The sequence below is a fragment of the Nocardia sp. CA-119907 genome (genome assembly GCF_050955995.1).
Lineage (GTDB): Bacteria > Actinomycetota > Actinomycetes > Mycobacteriales > Mycobacteriaceae > Nocardia.
The window spans coordinates 9071697-9088483 of the sequence record NZ_CP192091.1 but is presented as its reverse complement, the minus strand read 5'-3'; the positions used below and the strand labels follow the sequence as shown (position 1 = coordinate 9088483).

Here is a 16787-nt window from a genome sequence, read left to right as displayed (position 1 = left end):
CGGTTGTGGCCGGAAGTGGCCTATTGGTCGCGGAGTCTGCGGTGGTAGATCTCGCGTACGGCGGGGTCTGGTTGGGCATATGCCGTTGTCGCGCCGGTGAATTCGGCGACGAGCAGCTGGGCGCGGTAGGGCAGCAGCTGGGCCGACTTGATAATGGCCGCGAGTCTGCGGGGGACGGTGGTCAGCGGCTTGTTGGTCCGTACCGATTGCACGATCGCCCGCGCGACATCCTCCGGATCCACGGTGGTCAGCGGCGTGATCCAGTTCGGCATATTGGCACCGGCCGATAGTTCGGTGCGGACGATGCCGGGCAGTACCGCGCCGACGTGCACACCGTGCTCCTTCATCTCCAGGTGCAGCGCCGAGGTGAATCCGACCACCGCGTGTTTGGTCGCACAGTAGGTGGCCAAGCCCGGAAAGCCCTGTGTCCCAGCCAAAGACGCGATATTGATCAGATGTCCGGTGCCGCGGTCCTTGAACCGTTGGACGGCGAGCCGCGAACCGTGGATCACCCCGTTGAGGTTGATATCGATGATCCGGTCGGTCATCGCCTCGTCCTCATCAGCGAACAGACCGGTCGGCATTATGCCCGCATTATTGACGAGTACGTCCAATGGCCCGAGCTCGCTGTCCACGGTGTCGAGGAAGGCGGCGAACGCGGCGCGATCGGTCACATTCAGCGGCAGACCGACGATCTTGGCATCCGGATCCGCACCCAACTCCGCCGCCGTCTTCGCCACCAGTTCGACATCGATATCGCCGATCGCGACTGCGGCGCCCGCCGCGAGAAATGCCTCGGCGGTCGCGCGTCCGATACCGCGCGCCCCGCCGGTGATCGCGACAACCTTGCCGGTGAGCGGCCTGTCGCCCTTCGATGTGCTGGACATGTCCTCGGCCTCCTACGGTCCTATGAGTCATAGCCGGTCGGCGCTGCGCGCCGTCGGCGGCAATACCTTCAGTGTCGAGGTTTGCGGCCGGATCGTCGACGGATTCGGAGGTCGGGCTCGAGATACCCGGCCCGCCCCCTGTGTCGAGGGCGCTACGGCCTTCTCAGACGCCCTCAGTAGCCTGTTACTCGCGGGTATCGCCCGTGACCATCACAGACTCATCGGAGAGAGCGAATGACGGAACGGATCGAGGGCACCGCATCAGGCGCGGACGGCGACTCCGGCGTGGAGTCGGATAAGACTGCAGAGACGAGGGCGTCCGATACGAAGGCCGATACGTCCGGGCAGCGGTCGGACCTGCAGTCGGGAACCGTATCGATCCGCGTCTCCACCGTGGTCACCGGCGCGGTAATCGGCGTATTGGTGATCGCGGTCGGTGTATTGACCGGATTTCTGTGGTCGGCGCGCAGCGATCTCGCCGAGCAAAAGGATCGGGCAGCCGCGGATAAGAAGGCCGAACAGGTGGCCAGCGAATACGCGGTCGGCGCGGCCACCGTCAATTACCAGGACATCCCGTCCTGGGTGGCCAAGCTCAAGGCGAATACCGTTCCGCAGCTGGCGAATAAGTTCGATGCGACCGCGCCCAAGCTCGAACAGATTCTGGTTCCGTTGAAGTGGACCTCCACCGCCGCGCCGATTACCGCAAAGGTGATGTCGGAACAAGGCGGTGCCTACAAAGTCGACGTATTCGTAAATGTCAGTTCGACGAATGCGCAGAGCCCGGAAGGCGCGCAGACAACGGTGACCTACAACGTCACACTGGATAAGAACTCGGACTGGAAGATCACCGATGTCGGTGGTGTCGACGGCGCACTGCCGATGAAGTAGAGCCGCGGTGGGTTTCGGCGGTTGAACCTATGAACTCGCCGACGAGATGGGCGTTGCCGAATATAAACGCGCCGCCGCCGGAGAAATCCGGCGGCGGCGCGTCGTCGTTTGCGGGGGGCGGAGATCAGCTGGCGACCCCGGCCAACTCCCGCTTCTTCGCTTCACGGGCGAGCATGCGGTCGCGCTGTTCTTCGAACTTGATGACGTCCTGGCCCAGCTTGTCCAGGAACAGGCCGAGCCGCTCGCGCACGGCCTCACCGCGCGCGGTGAAGTCGGTGCGCTCGAAGATGTTCCACTTCTTGAGCACCGGCGCCACCACCTCTTCGAGGTGCTGGCGCAGGTCGTAGATGCCGTGCTTGGCCATCAGCACGCCATTGCGGCGGAAATTGGGCATACCGGCGCCGGGCATCTGGAAGTTCTCCAGGATCAGGGTGATCGCCTCGATCGCCTGGTCGGGGGACAGGTCGAGGGCCGCGCCGCACATATTGCGGTAGAAGATCATGTGCAGGTTCTCGTCGGCGGCGACGCGCTGCAGCATGCGGTCGGCGATCGGGTCGTCGCAGACCTTGCCGGTATTGCGGTGGCTGACCCGGGTGGCCAGCTCCTGGAAGGTCACGTACGCCACCGAATGCAGGAAGCCCGCATCGGCCTCGGTGGGGGAGGCGAAGCCGTTGGTCATGTGGACCATGCGTGCTTCCTCGAGCGCCACGGGATCGACGCCACGGGTGACAACGAGGTAGTCGCGCATGACGATGCCGTGGCGATTCTCCTCGGCCGTCCAGCGGCCCACCCAGGTGCCCCAGGCGCCGTCCTGGGAGAAGTTCTCGGCGATCTCGCGGTGGTAGGAGGGCAGGTTGTCTTCGGTCAGCAGATTCGTGATCATGGCCGCCTTCGCGACCTCACTCAGTCGGGACTGCTCCGGGTCCCAGTCCACGCCGCCGAGTGCCGCGAAGTTGCGGCCTTCGTCCCACGGGACATAGTCGTGCGGATGCCATTCCTTTGCCAGGGAGAGGTGCCGGTTGACGTTTTCTTCGGCAACCGGCTCCAACTCCGTGAGCAGCTCGAGTTGAGTCAGATCCCTTGCCATATACAAGCCCTTCATGTGTGCGTGCACTCTTGCAGGTCAGTCCCCGAGTAGACCGTGTCGATGCGGCCATACCTTACGGCACCGTAGGTGTGATGCGAAACGCATCCGGCTGTCAAAAGACACGTCGTGATAGACGTCATACGCCAACGTCGGCGCACGACAACCATCCCGAGTGTAGGGGGTTCGCCCGCGCGAAGGGTCTATCGCTATGGGTTGACAGTCGTTAGCCCAGCGTGAGGCATTGCACGGAGTCGGGAGTGTCGGCGCGGGCGCAGTTCGGTGCCTGCCCCTGAAGAGACCGCGCAGCACGTTTTCGAGCGCGCTACCTGCGTTCTCGGCCAGCGCTTCTCCGGGCGCGCCCCGATGCCGCCGCTCTTGCCGCTGCCGCCGAGCAGACCACCGAGTATGTCGCCCGGATGTGTCCGGGCGGTGCCGCCGTGCTGCCACCGCCGCCGGCCAGCTGTTCGGCCAGATAGGCCATCACGATCGGCGCCAGCATCGGCAGCAGCTCGGCGACCAGGTCGTCGCCGCCGGTTCCCTCGGTCGCGCTGAGCGCGGTGATCACCGTGTGCTGCTCCGAGCCGAAGACGTTGTCGACGATATCGACCTTGTCGACATCCGCCGCGCCCTCGCCTTCGACGAGTTCGCGGTGCTGTTCCAGCGCGCCCACCGGAGCGGCCGCGCCCGCTGGTTCGGTGGCGTTGGCCGGTAATCCGCCGAGCAGGGTCGGCATTGCCGCATTCGTCGCGGTGCGATGGGGATTCGGGAGAGCGGATCATCGAAGGACGGCATCGGCTCCGCCTGTTGTCGAGAGATGCCCCCGGTGTGCGGGGACGCGCCCTCAGTGGGGAAAGCCCGCCCGAGAATGTGCCGATTCGCGGTCGGGGCCGGTGCGCGTCACGTGTGCGGACGGACCGAAAAAAGACTCAGGCGTCCGGTATGAAACCGGACGCCTGATGCGGTGCCCCCAGTAGGGCTCGAACCTACGACCTGCGGATTAAAAGTCCGTAGCTCTACCAACTGAGCTATAGGGGCGCGGAGGGACAGTGTAGTTGGCTCGGCGCGGATCGGGTAACCGGGGGCGGGGCCCGGTGGGTGGGCCGCGGTTCGGTTCGCTCGGGGTTGCCGGGGAGCAGGGTCGAGTCATGCTGGCGCAGCGGGTAACACGGCGCCTGCGCGCGGCGATGCTGCGGGTAAACGTTTGGTGCCCAGCTTTGTTCATTCGGCCTGTGCCGGGCTACCATCCAATCATGTTGCGTACCAATGTCTTTGGATTTGCGGGGGGTGTAGGGTCAGCGCACGGGGGGACGCAGCGAGGCGGCTGGCCGGTGTCACGCGGTCGGCGCCGCCGCGATCGGTCCGCTGGTCGACTCGGGTGAACAGTGCTGCGTCGCTGCCGAATTCGGAAATCCGAGTGGCTCGATCGGGCGATTGCGCGATGTTAGCTGTAACAGATATCCGGATGTTTCGTCCGCTCGAGTCTTCGGTTTGCCGCGTGTCGGATGCCCTTTCCGGGTACGGTGACGACTTGGTGAATTACGGAGGAATCGCCGACTTACCCGGTGATCCGGAATTCGGCTTATCGTTGTTGTGCCCGAACGTGTCGCGACCGGTACGGCCGATCGTGACTTCCTACGAGTCGACGCCGGGGGAGGCAGATCCGAGAAGAAGTAATGCCCAGGTGCGCACCCCCTGCGGCGCACCTGGGCAGGAAAACTATACCAGCTGGTGTGTTTCAGGAATTTCGCAAGTTTTCGTACCGAAAGTTTGAAACTGGGCGAAATCCCGGTTTGAAGTATTGATAAAACTCATGACTTCGCGCCAAGGGTCCGTTCCTTTGGGGGGCACCGTTTGGCGGCGAGTAGGCTTCGGAGGCGTTTCGAGCATGGCACGGCAGCAAGAGCGGGCCCGCCGGACACGCGCGGCGATAATCAGGTCCGCCGCCGTTGAGTTCGGGAAGAGCGGCTATGCCGCTGCATCGCTCAACCGCATATTGGAAGGTTCACGCGCCACCAAGGGCGCCATGTACTTTCATTTCGATTCCAAGGAAGACCTGGCACGCGCCGTACTCGACACTGCGGTCGAACGATATCGGGCATCGGCCGAACGTTGGCTTGCCAGAACCGATCTCGGTCCGCTCGACGTGTTGCACGGGATGATCGACGAGATGGCGTTGCGGCTCGAGCACGACATCATCGTGCAGGCCGAATTCCGGCTGATCATCGAACCCGACTTCTATCGCGATGTGCAGACCGGCGGCGGCCGGATCCTCGTCCGCGCGACCAGGGCGCTCGCGATCCGCGCCATCGATCAGGGGCAGCTGCGCTCCGACTCCGACCCGGACCGCTTCACCCGCACCCTGTCCGCCGCACTGGCCGGCCAGCGCTACCTGGTGGACATCCTCGGCAGCGGGGTCGATCTGCGTGCCCGGTTCCAGGAGGCGCTCGAGGTCGTGGTCGAGGCGATGGCCACCCCGGAGTGGGGGGAGAAGTTCCGCAATGACGGCTGGCGCGCCCAGGCTCGGCTGGAAGAGCTCGGTTTGGGAGCCTGAACAGCCGATTTGGGAAACGTGGCCGGTCTGTCATAAGCTATCCCAGCTCCCAACGGACAGCCGTTGAAGCCGATCCGGAGAAATCCGGGGCGAGCCCCCTTCGTCTAGCGGCCTAGGACGCCGCCCTTTCAAGGCGGTAGCGCGGGTTCGAATCCCGTAGGGGGTACGGTCTTCGGATCGTTGGAAGTAACGCAAGGCCCTGTGGCGCAGTTGGTTAGCGCGCCGCCCTGTCACGGCGGAGGTCGCGGGTTCGAGTCCCGTCAGGGTCGCAAGTGAGCGCCGGAGCAATCCGGCGTTTCGCGTATGGCATTCACCACGGGTGCCTGCGGCCAGGTAGCTCAGTTGGTACGAGCGTCCGCCTGAAAAGCGGAAGGTCGCCGGTTCGATCCCGGCCCTGGCCACCAAATCCCCTCGACATATCACCTGGTCGGGGGGATTTTCGTATCCATACCCGGTGGTGGCATCGGTCCATCGTTGACCGCTGTTGACCGCCGCGAACCGGGGCTTGGTGCACGTGGAGTGCACGCCCGAATTGTGACGTTCGTCGCTTTGGCTGATTCGCTCATCGATAACCTGCTATCGAAACTTTGTTCGATCCGGAGTAGTCTCCCGCCTATGCCGGAACTCTCTCGCCTGGACTGGGCACGGATGACTCTGGAGCAGGTGCGCGGGCAACTTCTCGACGCTGCCGCGTTCGGCAAGTGGATGACTCCCGACCAGCTGGAGAATGCAGCGGGGAAGATCGCCGAGGGCATGCGGATCTACGTGGAGGAAACTCGGCCCCGCAGTTAGCGTCGCCAACCTGTCCGGTACCGGGGGTCCTCATGCGGGCTTGTGATCCGTAGTTATGGGCGGGGACAACGTGGATCGGTAGTGTCGCCGTACAGGACCTGACTGCTGGCTCAGAGGAGAAGTGCGTGACCGACCCCAAGAGCTTGGAAGCGAGAGTGTCCACCTGGCTTCGGGAACAGGGATACCCGTTGGAGATGCGAACCGCTCGTGACCTTCGATTGAAGGGCATTTGGACCCAACTGGGGCGGTACTACACGGACATTGAGACTGGTCATCAACGTGAGACTGACGTCTACGCGAGATCCAATGACTTTGGCAAAGACAGTGGTGATGACAGTACCGACGTCTGTCTTGTGATCGAGTGCAAGTCAGCTAGGGAAAAGCCTTGGGTGCTGTTCACGGACGCGCAGCCGCGCAAGGTACCAAGGACTATTCACCGGTCTGAGCGACTCGCCGTTCCGAACCGAGATTGGCTGTACCGCCTACACAGGGCAGGTGTCGCATGTGGGCCGTTGCCGTTGCTGGATGGGTACGAACCATTCGGATATGCACTGGTGCGCGCATTCAACAATGGCAACGACGATGTTGCCTACAGCGCGATGATGTCTGTCGCCAAAGCGGCTGCGGGCGTGTGGGCGGATCTCGCCGCTGATGTCGAGCTTGTCGGAGTGACTGACCGTGCGATCGTGTTGCCGGTTCTCTTGATTGACGCACCACTGCTTCGGTGCGACCTCGACGACAATGGGCAAGAGAGGCTGACGCGCATAGATCGTGGCACGGTCGAGTGGAGATACCAGCTTGCACCGGACCATCCGCTTAAGACGATCATCACGGTTGTGACCACGGCAGCGCTGTCCGAGCTTGGTGATGACTTGATTACGACGGCCGCGAATCTTCAGGGGATCGACCAACGGGGGATCGCAGGGTCATAACCCTCACCTGTCCGTCCGGCACCTATTTCCCCCGCTTCCTCATACTGGCCGTCCTGTGCTGAGGGAGGGTTAGTCAAGGGTGGCCTTTGGCCATCGCGTAGCGACGCGCCGAAGGTGCGCCCTTTACTCACCCGGACTGAAGTCAGATCATGGGGCCATGAGGAGGCGGGAACCCAAGCCGGGATGTGGTTCTCTAGGCGTGAGGTTCGTCGTTTGCCGCCCTACTGCTCGATCTCGTGCCGAGTGGCTCGGATAGGAGCAGTGAGCGTTGGAGATTTGCGCCGCTGTCCGTCGCCGACGTGCCGACGCGCCGCGACGACGCCTTATCAGGAGCGGTGCGCGTCGCCGCCCGGCGGCGGCGGGCGGCGGCGCTGTGCGCCGCCGCTCTTGTTCCTGTATGGCTGAATTCGGCAGTAGTACGCATGTACGTGACGTGCGGCCGGAAGTCGGGAACGAAGCACCTCCGGAGAGTCGATAGTCGAGCCGTTGGTGTCGCTGCCGGGTTCGTGGGATCGGCTGTGATTCAACGGTTCTCGTCGGTGCGCCTGGCGTAGGGTGGTGACACCTCTTTCCGAGGGGCGGTGGACATTGGTCCAGACATCGCGCCCAGGAGGGAGGTGGTGGGTTTGGCGAAACATCGCCGGGCAAAGAGCAAGGCCCCGGTCGACTACGGCATCGTGCTTACGATAGCTGCCGTAATCGCCGGGGCGCTCGTGCTGGTCCGCTGGTTTAGGGGCTAGGTAACCCATCAGGTGGGGCGTCGATTGCACTCGGCGTCCCACCGCCCAGCATCACTCACGTGACGTGTTGAGTTTACAGGCAAAACACATGTTTGCATCCTCAACAAAGAACGGGCTGACCGTTGAGCCGAACGTGATGAGTCGAGGCCGCGCGTAGCATGGCAGCCGTGAACGAGGCTATGGCCGAACTGCTTTCCTCGCTGACGGAATCGCGGCGGGCTCACTCAATCGCTGTGGGGCGGCGAATGGAGACTGTCGCGGAGCTCTTGCCAGTGGGACTACGTGTGGATGCGGTGACCGCGGCTTATCTGCATGACGTGGGTTATGGGCATCCGGACATCGGGTTTCACCCTATCGACGGTGCCCGACTATTGCGATCGCTCGGGTACTCACCGGTTATATGCCACTTGGTGGCGTTCCACACGGCGGCAGAGGTTGAGGCAGATGTGCGTGGCTTGGATGTGGGCATGTTCGAAGAGTTCGCCTTGTCCGACGTGACTGGACTCGAGACAGCCGACGATTTCATGTGGTGGGCTGACCTATCCACCGGGCCAAACGGCGAGAACTTCACTGTCGATGAACGACTGGCCGAGATATTGAGAAGATACGAGCCAGGAAGCGTGGTTCACACTGCCATCACGCGGGCAGAGCCTCGGTTGCGAATGGCGGTTCAGCGGGCGTCAGGATCGATGTAGGGTTCGCGCTCGCTCAGCGCCCAATCGATCCGCTTTCGTTGGCTAGGGTCCATAGTCAGAGATGGGATTTGCTCGACTGGCACCCATTCGACCCGCGTGCTTTCGTTGCTGGTTGTCGGGTGTCCGCCGATCGCCTCACCGCGATAGACCACGGTGAATTCCTGCCGTACCTCATCGTTACTGGTGTAGTGAATGACGTGGGTCGGATCAGTGAAGATCCCGACGATTCCGGTCACGTGGATATCCACCCCGGTCTCTTCCTGGGTCTCGCGGACAGCGGTCCGACTCAGGGACTCGCCTGGATCGTGTGCACCTCCGGGCATAGACCAGTTTCCATTGTCTGACCTGCAAATGAGTAGGACTGCGTCCTGCTGGTGAATGAATGCGGCTGCACTGGGCCGGACGCTGTTAGCTGCTGGAGCGTCGGGGTCCTGGTGGTAGTCGATTCGGCGTCCCATGAAGTCAGGATAATGCGGGACGTCCCGTAGTCCAGGCAGCTTCGAACGACTCCATATAGTAGGCGAAGAGGCGACCGCCCGGGACGTGCTGCAAATGCTGGACTGGAGACTTTGCCGCGTAGGCACCGTAGCTGTGGGTGTTGACAAGCATCGAGTCGCCAAAGCGATAGATGCTGTTGTATAGCGTTGTGCGGTGTGTGCGGATGTCGACCATAGGCGAGTCCATCGTCTCTCGGAGGTATTCCAGGGTCGACTGGCACCGCTGAGGTAGCGACGGCAAACCCTCCTCGCGGGCTCGGGCGATAACTTCCGGCGAATCACTTTCTCCGAGGAGAATTCGAATCTGCACACCTGCGCTCGCTTTGGCGCGGACCACGTTGACGAAGTCGAGAGACTCCACGAGGAAGCCCCCGGCGTACACCAGGACATCGATATGGTCGGTTGCCTGCTGCATGAGTGAACGCCAAACCTCGTGCGGCACTTCAGGGCGGGTTGGCCAGATCTGCACGAGCTCCGACAACGAAGCGGCGGCTGACCGACTGCCAGCCAATAGTTCGGGCCAGAGGTAAGTCTCGTCGTGGCCCAGTTCGCGGGCGACCTTGAGTCGAAGTCCTGAATGCGGGCATCGGTCCTGAGTGATCCACCGCTCGATTGTCTTGGTACTTATCTGAAGTCGTTCCGCGAGAGCGTGTTTCGTGAGATTCGCTGCGGCCATCGCGCCCCGGAGTCGTTCGTTCGGCATGAACATATCCTATCAGGAAATGTCCCTAAGTGTCCCAAATCTTGGGTTATTCCGTCCCTATATGTCGCGGGATCCTAGATGTGTCAGAGGTTGCAAAGCCTCAGGTAGTGACGAAATCGACACTGACACAAGGAGATACGGCAATGGCTTTGAAGGATGTGTGGTTCAGTCCGGAGTTCGGTGAGGCGTTCCCTCGGGGTTTGTTCCTGCTGGGTGAGATTTCGCCGATGACCGAGTTCAGTACCGATCGCAACGCGCCCAAGATTCAGAAGCAGGAGTTGGACGCGGACGGTAACGGCACGGGTCGCCGGTTGTGGAAGGGCACGGTCACCGATCCGGATGCGGCGAATGCGAGGAATGCCAGCTATGACGTGATCTTTGCGTCTCCGGTTCAGCCGGTTCCGGCGGTGGCCGAGATCGTGCCGGGTATGACTCCGATCGAGCTGGAGGGCTTGCAGATCAAGCCGAAGGTCGTCGGTGCGGGGGAGTTCAAGTCGATTGGCTGGAACATTCGCGCGACCGGCATCAAGGGCGATACCTCGGGTTCGAAGCAGGCTCCGGCTGATCCGGGTGCTTCGCGTCAGTCCAAGGCGGCGTGATGAATACGGCGGATCGGTCGGTGGGGATGCGTGTGGTGCGCTGGTCCGCCGTCATCATCATCGCTGGTGTCGGGGCTGCGGCTTTCCGGCTGTCCTTCGCTACCCTGCGGGACCTGGCGGTCCTGGCGCATATCCCGGCCAAGGATGCGTGGCTGTTCCCGGTGATCGTGGACGGCACCATCGTCTTGGCAACGCTGGGCGCGGTGGTTCTGGCGAAAAGTCCTGAGCGGCGTTGGTTCACGTGGGTGTTGATGGTCGGGGCCGCGGTCTCGGTGGTCGGTAACTCCCTGCACGCGGTCGCTGCTGGTCGTGAACTTCCGTGGTGGGCATCGGCACTGGTGGCTGCTGTGGCTCCTATCTCGCTGCTGGTGGACACCCACGGCTTGGTCGTGTTGTTCCGTGCGGCACAACGGCAGTCGGTTCCGGAAGTGGAGCCATCTCCCGTTGTCGAGCCTGAACAGGAAGTACGGGCCGACGAGGCTCCTGTGCCTGCCCCTGGACCTGTCTCGGTTCCAGTTCGTAAAAAGCGCCCTCGGCGTGATCCCGCGACGGTCGCTCGTGCGATCGCTCTGCGGGCAGAAGGTAAATCGTTCACCGAAATCGGTAAGGCGCTGGGTGTTTCGCCTCGCACGGCGGCGAACTACGCGTCTACTCCCGCACCTGCTACTGCGGCGGCCGAGTCTCGTCCGCTGACTTCGGTGGCCCCGGTGCAATCCATTCGTTCCTCGCGACCGGCTCAGACCATGCTGCCGATCGCTGTCCCTGTTGGGGGTCTCTGATGTCTTCCTTTGTTCACGCATCGAACCAAGTCGAGTTCACCTCGGCCACCTATGAGCCCGCCTATGTGGATCGGTGGGGACCGGGAAACAAGTACGAGACTCCGATTACGGCGTATGTGGCCGTGCGCCTCGGCACATCCGTCCGGCTGTCGCTGAGTATCGAGGATGCCCGCGTACTGGTTGCCGGTGTCGCTGAGGCCGTGGCCGCTCATGACGCCCTGGTGGCTGCCGACTATCACGTCGACCTGGTGAAGGCGGCGGCGTGATGCCTGTATCGAATCCCATCGTCGAAGGCTCGGTTACCGGTGGTCTGCGCAACGTGAAATACGTTCCCGCGCAACGCTTCCGGCCGGTGGAGTCGACCGCTGGTGTGTCGTTCCTGGTCGGGGGTGTCGAAGTGCGCCTGAGCCTGGTCGATGCCCGCGCCCTGTCGGAAGTCCTGCCGAACGTGCTGGCCGAACACTCGGTCGCTCTCGCGTTCGCTCCGCTGCTGGGGGAGGTGGCGTGATGTCGACAACGTTGGCGTTGCTCTCCGGTGGCGCGGTCGTGGGTTCGGCGGTGCTGGCCTACTGGTCACGCCTGGGTGCTGGTCCTGGTGTGCGGGCGTTGACGGCGGCAGAGATAACCGTCGATGCCCCGTTGGAACTGCGCACTGCTGTCTCGATTCTGGCCCAACCGGCGCAAACGAACATGATGTTCGCCGCGTTGGGGCTGGGGTCGGTCGATGACGGGTTCCCGCATGTCGAGGTGTGGGACTACGACCAGCACGGCCTGCATGTCGATGTGCTGATGCTCGGGGGTCACAAGCTCAAGGACTGGAACAACGAAGACGTTTTGGACCAGTTCGCCACCTATCTCGGGGTGCCCGAGGTGACAGCGTCGTCACCTGCTCCGAGCTGGGTTCGTCTTCAGGTGCGGGTGTATGACACCCTCGCTGCTCCGACATCGGCGTCGGTGGCGGTCCCCAATGGTGTGGACCTGGAGGCGATCCCGGTCGGTGTCCTGGAATCCGGGGAGGTCTGGAACCTGGCGGTGCTGTATCGGCATCTGCTGATCGCCGGTGGCACCAACGCCGGTAAGGGCGGGCTCGTGTGGGCGATCATCGCGGGTCTGGCTCCTGCGATCAAAGCTGGTCTTGTCGAGCTGTGGGTGGCTGATCCCAAGGGCGGCATGGAGTTCTGGCGTGGCCGCAAGCTGATGACCCGCTGCGAATACACCGATGAGGGCATCGTCGCGATGATGGCCGATGCGGAGACGCTGATGCTCGAACGCGCAAGCCGCTGCCGGGAAGCCGGTATCGAGAAGCACGTTCCGACCGTCGATGAACCGCTGATCGTGATCATTGTCGATGAGGCCGCGTCGATGACCTCTTACGCCGACAAGGACACCATCGCCAAGTTCGAGCGTCATTACGGCAAGCTGCTGACCCAGGGCCGTGCTCCGGGGTTCTGCGTGATCACCTGCGTGCAGGACCCGAGCAAGGAAACCCTGCCGATGCGGCAATTGATTCCGGTGCGTATCGCGTTGCGGCTGGATGAGAAAACCCAGATCGGCATGGTGCACGGCGATTCGGCTCGTGATCGTGGCGCACGCTGCGATGAAATCCCTTACACCACACCGGGAGTCGCCTACGTCCGTGAGGACGGCACACCGAACATCGTGCGGGCACGCGCCTACTTCGTCTCCCGCGAGGACATCGCCTACCTGGTCGAGCACTACACCCCCGACTACAACCTCGAACCTTCGGCGCCAGCGCCGGGCGAGTACGCCGACTTCGATCCCGATGACCTCGGCGACGGCGACCAGGACGGGGAGGTGGCGGCATGAAACGCGGGTTCGTCACTGAATGCCATGTCGTCATCTACTGCGACGGCTGCGGCGACATCTACTCCGAGAACGAGAGCGAGTCGGTGTGCTTCGACTCGGTCAATCAGGCCGTGCACTACCTCAACGCTCGTTCCGCTGGCGTCGGCTGGCTCTACGACGGCGACAAGGTCCAGTGCGATGGCTGCCTGGCCACCGCCATCTGCGCCGAACGCGGCCACACCTTCCCTGATTCCTGGCAGACCACGAAACGGCTGCTGGGCATCTCCACTCGTTCGCGCACCTGCATCGTGTGCGGCGTCCCTGAAATCGAGGCTCTGCCATGACCATTCGCTCTATCGACGACATCGACCGGTTCGACCGCGACGACGACATCGACGCTGTCGTTCACCTCCGCTCGGCACGCCGCTGCCACCTCGAACGCCGCGGCCTGGACTCGATCACGGTCGCGGTGCACCTGCTCGCCGAAACCGGAGACGTGCCCGGCTGGGATGACGCCATCGACGACGATGCCGACCTCGCCGATGACTCCGATTGGGGGTGCGCGGCATGAGCAGCACCCGTAAGCCCGTGCAGTGGGGCGTGCTGATCGGTGAAACGGTGCGTGCGCTTCCGACGGCTCGCAACGTCACCGACGCGACTCTGTTCGCCTCCAAGCTCAAGCCTGTTCGGGGTGCGAAAACCGCTGTGGTGTACCGGGATTCAAAGGATGAGATGTGGCGTCGCTGGATCGATGAGGCACCGGTGCCGACTCAACTCGCCTTCGATGTGTTCGACCAGGAGGCGTCGTGAAGACCAGGCTGCGGCTGCTGGATCTGTTCTGCTGCGCTGGGGGAGCCTCCACCGGATATCACCGTGCCGGGTTCGAGGTGGTCGGTGTCGATATCCGCCCGCAGCCGCGGTACCCGTTCACGTTCCATCAGGGCGACGCGCTGGAGTTCCTGGCCGCACACGGGGGCGAGTTCGACGCCATCGCGGCTTCCCCACCGTGCCAGGCGTATACGCCGTTGTCGGCGTTGTATCCGGATCGGTCCTACCCGGATCTGGTGGCCGAGACCAGGGCGGCGCTACACGCGGTGGGGGTGCCGTTCGTGATCGAGAACGTGATGCCCGCGCCGTTGGACCTCGCGCGCTCGGTCACCTTGTGCGGGGCGATGTTCGGGCTGCGCACCTACCGGCATCGCCGCTTCGAATCCAACGTCACCTTGCGCTCTCCACTCCATCCGGCACACACCGTGCGTACAGCCACGACCCGGCGGCGCGAACGCTGGGCGCAAGGCTGGAACGTCTCGGTCACCGGACATATCGGCACCTACGTCGGCCCGGACGCGATGGGCATCGACTGGATGAACGGTGACGAACTGTCCCAAGCGATTCCACCGGCCTACACCCAAAACCTGGGCACCCAACTTCTGTCCCAACTCAGCGATCCCACCGGCCAACTGACCTTGTTCGAGGCGGCATGATGACCACGACCAACACACACAAACACGATCCGCTCGACCTGATCGGCCTGGCCATCCTCAACACCGTGTGGTGTACCTTGACCGGGCTCGGCGTCGCCGTGTGGTGGGCGGTGCTGTTCCCGATGGTGTCGCTGCCGTTGGGGTTGGCGGTCGCGGCCGGCCGTTTTATGGGTTGGCCGGTGGGTGTCGTGGTGGTCGTGGTGTCCATCGCGGGGATGGTGCTCTGGCGTGCGAAGCATCCGGAGACCTTCGAGCGGTGGGTTTCTCGACGGGCACGGCATCGGTTCCTGACCTGGTTCCGGTACCGGCGTCGCTGGACCCGCCTGATGACCGCCTGCCATCTGAGCATCGACCGCAGTGAACACACCCTCGTCCCAGCGCTGCGCAGTGTGGAGATCGGAGAATCGGTGGACCGGCTGCGGGTGCGGATGCTGGAAGGCCATTGCCCCGCACACGCGTTCGGTGCCCTGGAATGCCGCGCCACCATCACCGGACCCGGAACCGTGGAACTGGTTATGCGGCAATCGGATTCACTCGCCAAAGCCATCGACCTGCCACGTATCGACGGTGGCCGCTGGGGAAAGGATGCTGCCTGATGACCGACCTTCACACCAACGCGGGCCCGCAGAAGTATGTCAACCCTAATTTTGTCGGGCCCGCGTCGAATTCGGAATCGGCCCGGGAAACCGCGGCCGACCGTCGCGCCCTCCCGAACCTCTACGACATCGCGGTCGCTACCGCCGAGAAGTTCGGTGTGTGCGTGCGCCCGGTCACGATGCGTGTGGAGGACCCGAAAACCGGGACCGTCTCCTACATCGGGGCACCGTGCAAGGCGACCGTCGCATCGGTGTGCAAGCCGTGCGCGGACAAGGCCCGTTATCTGCGGATCACCCAATGCCGGGAGGGCTGGCACGCCGACACCGAACCGGTCGCCGAGAAGCGTGAACCTACCGAGTGGCAAACCGAATTGCTCACCGCCAGAGTAGATCTCGTCGCCCAGTATCAGGACGCGAAAGATGACGGTGACGAAGACCTGGCGGGGGCTGTCCGGGAAATCGTGGCCGATATCGATCAGGAGTTGCGCGCGTGTGGGTTGCGTGGCCCGCTGCCCTCGCTGGATCCGAAACCGGCGAAACGGCGTGCACGCTCGACCAAGCGGCGTCAGGATGTGCCGGATCTGCCGCGTAAGAAGGTGGCGCGCAACACGATCGGACGCGTCTACGGCGGCAAGTACCGGCCCTCGATGATGGTCACGTTGACCATGCCTTCGTATGGTGCGATCAATCACGATGGGGCGGTCGACAAGGACGGAAAGCCCTGTTCGGATGGTTCGCCGCGGCGGCCGGATGAGTACGACTATCCCAGTGCCGCTCGTGATGTCGTGTTCTGCTCGGCGTTGTTCGACCGCTGGATTCAGAACCTTCGTCGCGCGGTCGGCTATGACGTGCAGTACTTCGCGGCCGTGGAACCGCAAAAACGGGGTGCCCCGCATTTTCATGTGCTGCTGCGCACCGCGATCCCGCGCGACATCCTCAAGTTGGTCACCGCGGCTACCTATCACCAAGTGTGGTGGCCGCACTTCGACCCCGACAACGAGCGCTATTCCGGGGATCGGATGCCGGTCTGGGACCACAAGCTGATGACCTTCGTCGACCAGGACAGCCACGCACCGTTGAAGGGCTGGGATGAGGCCCTGGACATCCTCGATACCGTCGATGACCTCGAACCGGCCTACACGGTGCGGTTCGGGGCACGCATGGACCCGGGCGATATCCGCGGCCACGTTCCTGGCAAGGACGCCAACCGCGCTATTGGCTACGCCACGAAGTACCTCACCAAATCGATCAGCGAAGTCCTGGAAACCGATTCGATGCGCACCGCCGTGCACTACGACCGGTTGCACGCGGAACTCAAGCACACCCCGTGCTCTCCGAAATGCGCGGTGTGGCTGCGTTACGGCATCGTCCCCAAGGGCGCCAGCGACAAGACCGTTCCGGGACGCTGCAAGGGCAAAGCACATCGGCGAGACACCCTCGGCCTTCCCGGTCGCCGGGTCCTGGTCTCACGTCGCTGGTCGGGCAAGACCCTCCCGGATCACAAGGCCGACCGCGCCGATTTCGTTCGGCAAATGCTCGCCGACGTCGGCATCGTCAAACCCGACACGAGCCATTTGAAGGTCACCCCGGTCGAACCCGGCGACCAATCGCGACCGCTGCGTGAACACGTGATCATGGGCGAAATCGCCCGGCGAACGAAATGGCGGGCCGAGTACCTGAATGCCATGTTGGACGCGAATCCGCCAGGAACACAACAAACTTCGGTAATCCAGGAAGCGGCATAGGGGGGA

General features: G+C 63.2%; 21 protein-coding genes and 4 tRNA genes. 19 read left to right on the top strand and 6 right to left on the bottom strand.

The window, feature by feature from the left end; all coding sequences use genetic code 11:
• Nucleotides 1-20: 20 nt before the first annotated feature.
• Nucleotides 21-887 carry an SDR family oxidoreductase gene (locus ACQP2D_RS40775; protein WP_433681219.1) on the bottom strand — a complete coding sequence of 289 codons (867 nt, stop codon included), beginning with the start codon at nucleotides 885-887 and terminating at the stop codon, nucleotides 21-23.
• Between the two features lie 234 nt (nucleotides 888-1121).
• Between ACQP2D_RS40775 and ACQP2D_RS40770 the strand changes: the two genes are divergently transcribed.
• Nucleotides 1122-1775, top strand: a complete 654-nt coding sequence (locus tag ACQP2D_RS40770; RefSeq protein WP_433681218.1) for a hypothetical protein — start codon at nucleotides 1122-1124, stop codon at nucleotides 1773-1775.
• A gap of 124 nt (nucleotides 1776-1899) precedes the next feature.
• On the opposite strand, the gene ACQP2D_RS40765 is transcribed toward ACQP2D_RS40770, so the two are convergent.
• From ACQP2D_RS40765 to ACQP2D_RS40755, 3 genes are all read right to left on the bottom strand, one after another.
• A complete protein-coding gene (locus ACQP2D_RS40765) occupies nucleotides 1900-2862 on the bottom strand; it encodes an acyl-ACP desaturase (RefSeq protein ID WP_433681217.1) in 963 nt (320 codons plus the stop codon).
• 322 nt (nucleotides 2863-3184) lie between these two features.
• A complete protein-coding gene (locus tag ACQP2D_RS40760; RefSeq protein ID WP_433681216.1) occupies nucleotides 3185-3595 on the bottom strand; it encodes a DUF937 domain-containing protein in 411 nt (136 codons plus the stop codon).
• Nucleotides 3596-3824: 229 nt separating this feature from the next.
• A tRNA-Lys gene (locus ACQP2D_RS40755) sits at nucleotides 3825-3897 on the bottom strand.
• Nucleotides 3898-4747: 850 nt separating this feature from the next.
• Between ACQP2D_RS40755 and ACQP2D_RS40750 the strand changes: the two genes are divergently transcribed.
• The 7 genes from ACQP2D_RS40750 to ACQP2D_RS40720 all read left to right on the top strand — a co-directional run bounded on the left by ACQP2D_RS40750 (nucleotide 4748) and on the right by ACQP2D_RS40720 (nucleotide 8572).
• A complete protein-coding gene (locus ACQP2D_RS40750) occupies nucleotides 4748-5413 on the top strand; it encodes a TetR family transcriptional regulator (RefSeq protein ID WP_433681215.1) in 666 nt (221 codons plus the stop codon).
• A gap of 93 nt (nucleotides 5414-5506) precedes the next feature.
• Nucleotides 5507-5579, top strand: a tRNA-Glu gene (locus ACQP2D_RS40745).
• Nucleotides 5580-5608: 29 nt separating this feature from the next.
• Nucleotides 5609-5682 (top strand) — tRNA-Asp (locus tag ACQP2D_RS40740).
• Between the two features lie 58 nt (nucleotides 5683-5740).
• Nucleotides 5741-5817 (top strand) — tRNA-Phe (locus tag ACQP2D_RS40735).
• Nucleotides 5818-6028: 211 nt separating this feature from the next.
• On the top strand, nucleotides 6029-6205 hold the full coding sequence (locus ACQP2D_RS40730; protein ID WP_433681214.1) for a DUF6374 family protein: 177 nt from the start codon (nucleotides 6029-6031) through the stop codon (nucleotides 6203-6205).
• 125 nt (nucleotides 6206-6330) lie between these two features.
• On the top strand, nucleotides 6331-7137 hold the full coding sequence (locus ACQP2D_RS40725; protein ID WP_433681213.1) for a hypothetical protein: 807 nt from the start codon (nucleotides 6331-6333) through the stop codon (nucleotides 7135-7137).
• 907 nt (nucleotides 7138-8044) lie between these two features.
• Nucleotides 8045-8572, top strand: coding sequence for an HD domain-containing protein (locus ACQP2D_RS40720; protein WP_433681212.1), 528 nt, complete (start codon nucleotides 8045-8047; stop codon nucleotides 8570-8572).
• Here ACQP2D_RS40720 and ACQP2D_RS40715 read toward each other — a convergent pair.
• Both ACQP2D_RS40715 and ACQP2D_RS40710 read right to left on the bottom strand, forming a co-directional pair.
• Nucleotides 8548-9030 (bottom strand): NUDIX hydrolase, encoded by a 483-nt coding sequence (locus ACQP2D_RS40715; protein ID WP_433681211.1) that lies wholly within the window; start codon nucleotides 9028-9030, stop codon nucleotides 8548-8550. The two genes, ACQP2D_RS40720 and ACQP2D_RS40715, sit on opposite strands and share 25 nt — an antisense overlap.
• A 4-nt stretch (nucleotides 9031-9034) precedes the next feature.
• The gene (locus tag ACQP2D_RS40710) at nucleotides 9035-9772 is read right to left on the bottom strand and encodes an XRE family transcriptional regulator (RefSeq protein ID WP_433681210.1); all 738 of its coding nucleotides are present in this window, start codon (nucleotides 9770-9772) and stop codon (nucleotides 9035-9037) included.
• A gap of 143 nt (nucleotides 9773-9915) precedes the next feature.
• On the opposite strand from ACQP2D_RS40710, the gene ACQP2D_RS40705 reads away from it, so the two are divergent.
• From ACQP2D_RS40705 to ACQP2D_RS40655, 11 genes are read left to right on the top strand one after another with little or no spacing between them, the layout of a single operon-like run.
• Nucleotides 9916-10371, top strand: a complete 456-nt coding sequence (locus ACQP2D_RS40705) for a hypothetical protein (protein ID WP_433681209.1) — start codon at nucleotides 9916-9918, stop codon at nucleotides 10369-10371.
• Nucleotides 10371-11150 carry a DUF2637 domain-containing protein gene (locus tag ACQP2D_RS40700; RefSeq protein ID WP_433681208.1) on the top strand — a complete coding sequence of 260 codons (780 nt, stop codon included), beginning with the start codon at nucleotides 10371-10373 and terminating at the stop codon, nucleotides 11148-11150. The genes ACQP2D_RS40705 and ACQP2D_RS40700 overlap by 1 nt, the downstream gene beginning before the upstream one ends.
• Complete coding sequence (locus ACQP2D_RS40695; protein WP_433681207.1) at nucleotides 11150-11416, top strand: hypothetical protein; 267 nt, start codon at nucleotides 11150-11152, stop codon at nucleotides 11414-11416. Before ACQP2D_RS40700 ends, ACQP2D_RS40695 begins: the two co-directional genes overlap by 1 nt.
• Nucleotides 11416-11658 carry a hypothetical protein gene (locus ACQP2D_RS40690; RefSeq protein ID WP_433681206.1) on the top strand — a complete coding sequence of 81 codons (243 nt, stop codon included), beginning with the start codon at nucleotides 11416-11418 and terminating at the stop codon, nucleotides 11656-11658. Before ACQP2D_RS40695 ends, ACQP2D_RS40690 begins: the two co-directional genes overlap by 1 nt.
• Nucleotides 11658-12977: an FtsK/SpoIIIE domain-containing protein gene (locus ACQP2D_RS40685; RefSeq protein WP_433681205.1), complete on the top strand. Its 1320-nt coding sequence runs from the start codon at nucleotides 11658-11660 to the stop codon at nucleotides 12975-12977. The genes ACQP2D_RS40690 and ACQP2D_RS40685 overlap by 1 nt, the downstream gene beginning before the upstream one ends.
• Nucleotides 12974-13300 (top strand): hypothetical protein, encoded by a 327-nt coding sequence (locus ACQP2D_RS40680; protein WP_433681204.1) that lies wholly within the window; start codon nucleotides 12974-12976, stop codon nucleotides 13298-13300. Before ACQP2D_RS40685 ends, ACQP2D_RS40680 begins: the two co-directional genes overlap by 4 nt.
• A complete protein-coding gene (locus tag ACQP2D_RS40675) occupies nucleotides 13297-13527 on the top strand; it encodes a hypothetical protein (protein WP_433681203.1) in 231 nt (76 codons plus the stop codon). The genes ACQP2D_RS40680 and ACQP2D_RS40675 overlap by 4 nt, the downstream gene beginning before the upstream one ends.
• The gene (locus tag ACQP2D_RS40670) at nucleotides 13524-13766 is read left to right on the top strand and encodes a hypothetical protein (RefSeq protein WP_433681202.1); all 243 of its coding nucleotides are present in this window, start codon (nucleotides 13524-13526) and stop codon (nucleotides 13764-13766) included. The genes ACQP2D_RS40675 and ACQP2D_RS40670 overlap by 4 nt, the downstream gene beginning before the upstream one ends.
• Nucleotides 13763-14440: a DNA methylase gene (locus ACQP2D_RS40665; RefSeq protein ID WP_433681201.1), complete on the top strand. Its 678-nt coding sequence runs from the start codon at nucleotides 13763-13765 to the stop codon at nucleotides 14438-14440. Before ACQP2D_RS40670 ends, ACQP2D_RS40665 begins: the two co-directional genes overlap by 4 nt.
• Complete coding sequence (locus tag ACQP2D_RS40660; RefSeq protein ID WP_433681200.1) at nucleotides 14440-15036, top strand: hypothetical protein; 597 nt, start codon at nucleotides 14440-14442, stop codon at nucleotides 15034-15036. The genes ACQP2D_RS40665 and ACQP2D_RS40660 overlap by 1 nt, the downstream gene beginning before the upstream one ends.
• On the top strand, nucleotides 15036-16781 hold the full coding sequence (locus ACQP2D_RS40655; protein ID WP_433681199.1) for a replication initiator: 1746 nt from the start codon (nucleotides 15036-15038) through the stop codon (nucleotides 16779-16781). Before ACQP2D_RS40660 ends, ACQP2D_RS40655 begins: the two co-directional genes overlap by 1 nt.
• Nucleotides 16782-16787 lie beyond the last annotated feature (6 nt).

Excerpts from the sequence above, each read along its gene's own strand:
- ACQP2D_RS40775 (WP_433681219.1), bottom strand. The coding sequence starts at position 887 with ATGTCCAGCACATCGAAGGGCGACAGGCCGCTCACCGGCAAGGTTGTC.
- ACQP2D_RS40770 (WP_433681218.1), top strand. The coding sequence starts at position 1,122 with ATGACGGAACGGATCGAGGGCACCGCATCAGGCGCGGACGGCGACTCC.
- ACQP2D_RS40765 (WP_433681217.1), bottom strand. The coding sequence starts at position 2,862 with ATGGCAAGGGATCTGACTCAACTCGAGCTGCTCACGGAGTTGGAGCCG.
- ACQP2D_RS40760 (WP_433681216.1), bottom strand. The coding sequence starts at position 3,595 with ATGCCGACCCTGCTCGGCGGATTACCGGCCAACGCCACCGAACCAGCG.
- ACQP2D_RS40750 (WP_433681215.1), top strand. The coding sequence starts at position 4,748 with ATGGCACGGCAGCAAGAGCGGGCCCGCCGGACACGCGCGGCGATAATC.
- ACQP2D_RS40730 (WP_433681214.1), top strand. The coding sequence starts at position 6,029 with ATGCCGGAACTCTCTCGCCTGGACTGGGCACGGATGACTCTGGAGCAG.
- ACQP2D_RS40715 (WP_433681211.1), bottom strand. The coding sequence starts at position 9,030 with ATGGGACGCCGAATCGACTACCACCAGGACCCCGACGCTCCAGCAGCT.
- ACQP2D_RS40710 (WP_433681210.1), bottom strand. The coding sequence starts at position 9,772 with ATGCCGAACGAACGACTCCGGGGCGCGATGGCCGCAGCGAATCTCACG.
- ACQP2D_RS40705 (WP_433681209.1), top strand. The coding sequence starts at position 9,916 with ATGGCTTTGAAGGATGTGTGGTTCAGTCCGGAGTTCGGTGAGGCGTTC.
- ACQP2D_RS40700 (WP_433681208.1), top strand. The coding sequence starts at position 10,371 with ATGAATACGGCGGATCGGTCGGTGGGGATGCGTGTGGTGCGCTGGTCC.
- ACQP2D_RS40695 (WP_433681207.1), top strand. The coding sequence starts at position 11,150 with ATGTCTTCCTTTGTTCACGCATCGAACCAAGTCGAGTTCACCTCGGCC.
- ACQP2D_RS40690 (WP_433681206.1), top strand. The coding sequence starts at position 11,416 with ATGCCTGTATCGAATCCCATCGTCGAAGGCTCGGTTACCGGTGGTCTG.
- ACQP2D_RS40685 (WP_433681205.1), top strand. The coding sequence starts at position 11,658 with ATGTCGACAACGTTGGCGTTGCTCTCCGGTGGCGCGGTCGTGGGTTCG.
- ACQP2D_RS40680 (WP_433681204.1), top strand. The coding sequence starts at position 12,974 with ATGAAACGCGGGTTCGTCACTGAATGCCATGTCGTCATCTACTGCGAC.
- ACQP2D_RS40675 (WP_433681203.1), top strand. The coding sequence starts at position 13,297 with ATGACCATTCGCTCTATCGACGACATCGACCGGTTCGACCGCGACGAC.
- ACQP2D_RS40670 (WP_433681202.1), top strand. The coding sequence starts at position 13,524 with ATGAGCAGCACCCGTAAGCCCGTGCAGTGGGGCGTGCTGATCGGTGAA.
- ACQP2D_RS40660 (WP_433681200.1), top strand. The coding sequence starts at position 14,440 with ATGACCACGACCAACACACACAAACACGATCCGCTCGACCTGATCGGC.
- ACQP2D_RS40655 (WP_433681199.1), top strand. The coding sequence starts at position 15,036 with ATGACCGACCTTCACACCAACGCGGGCCCGCAGAAGTATGTCAACCCT.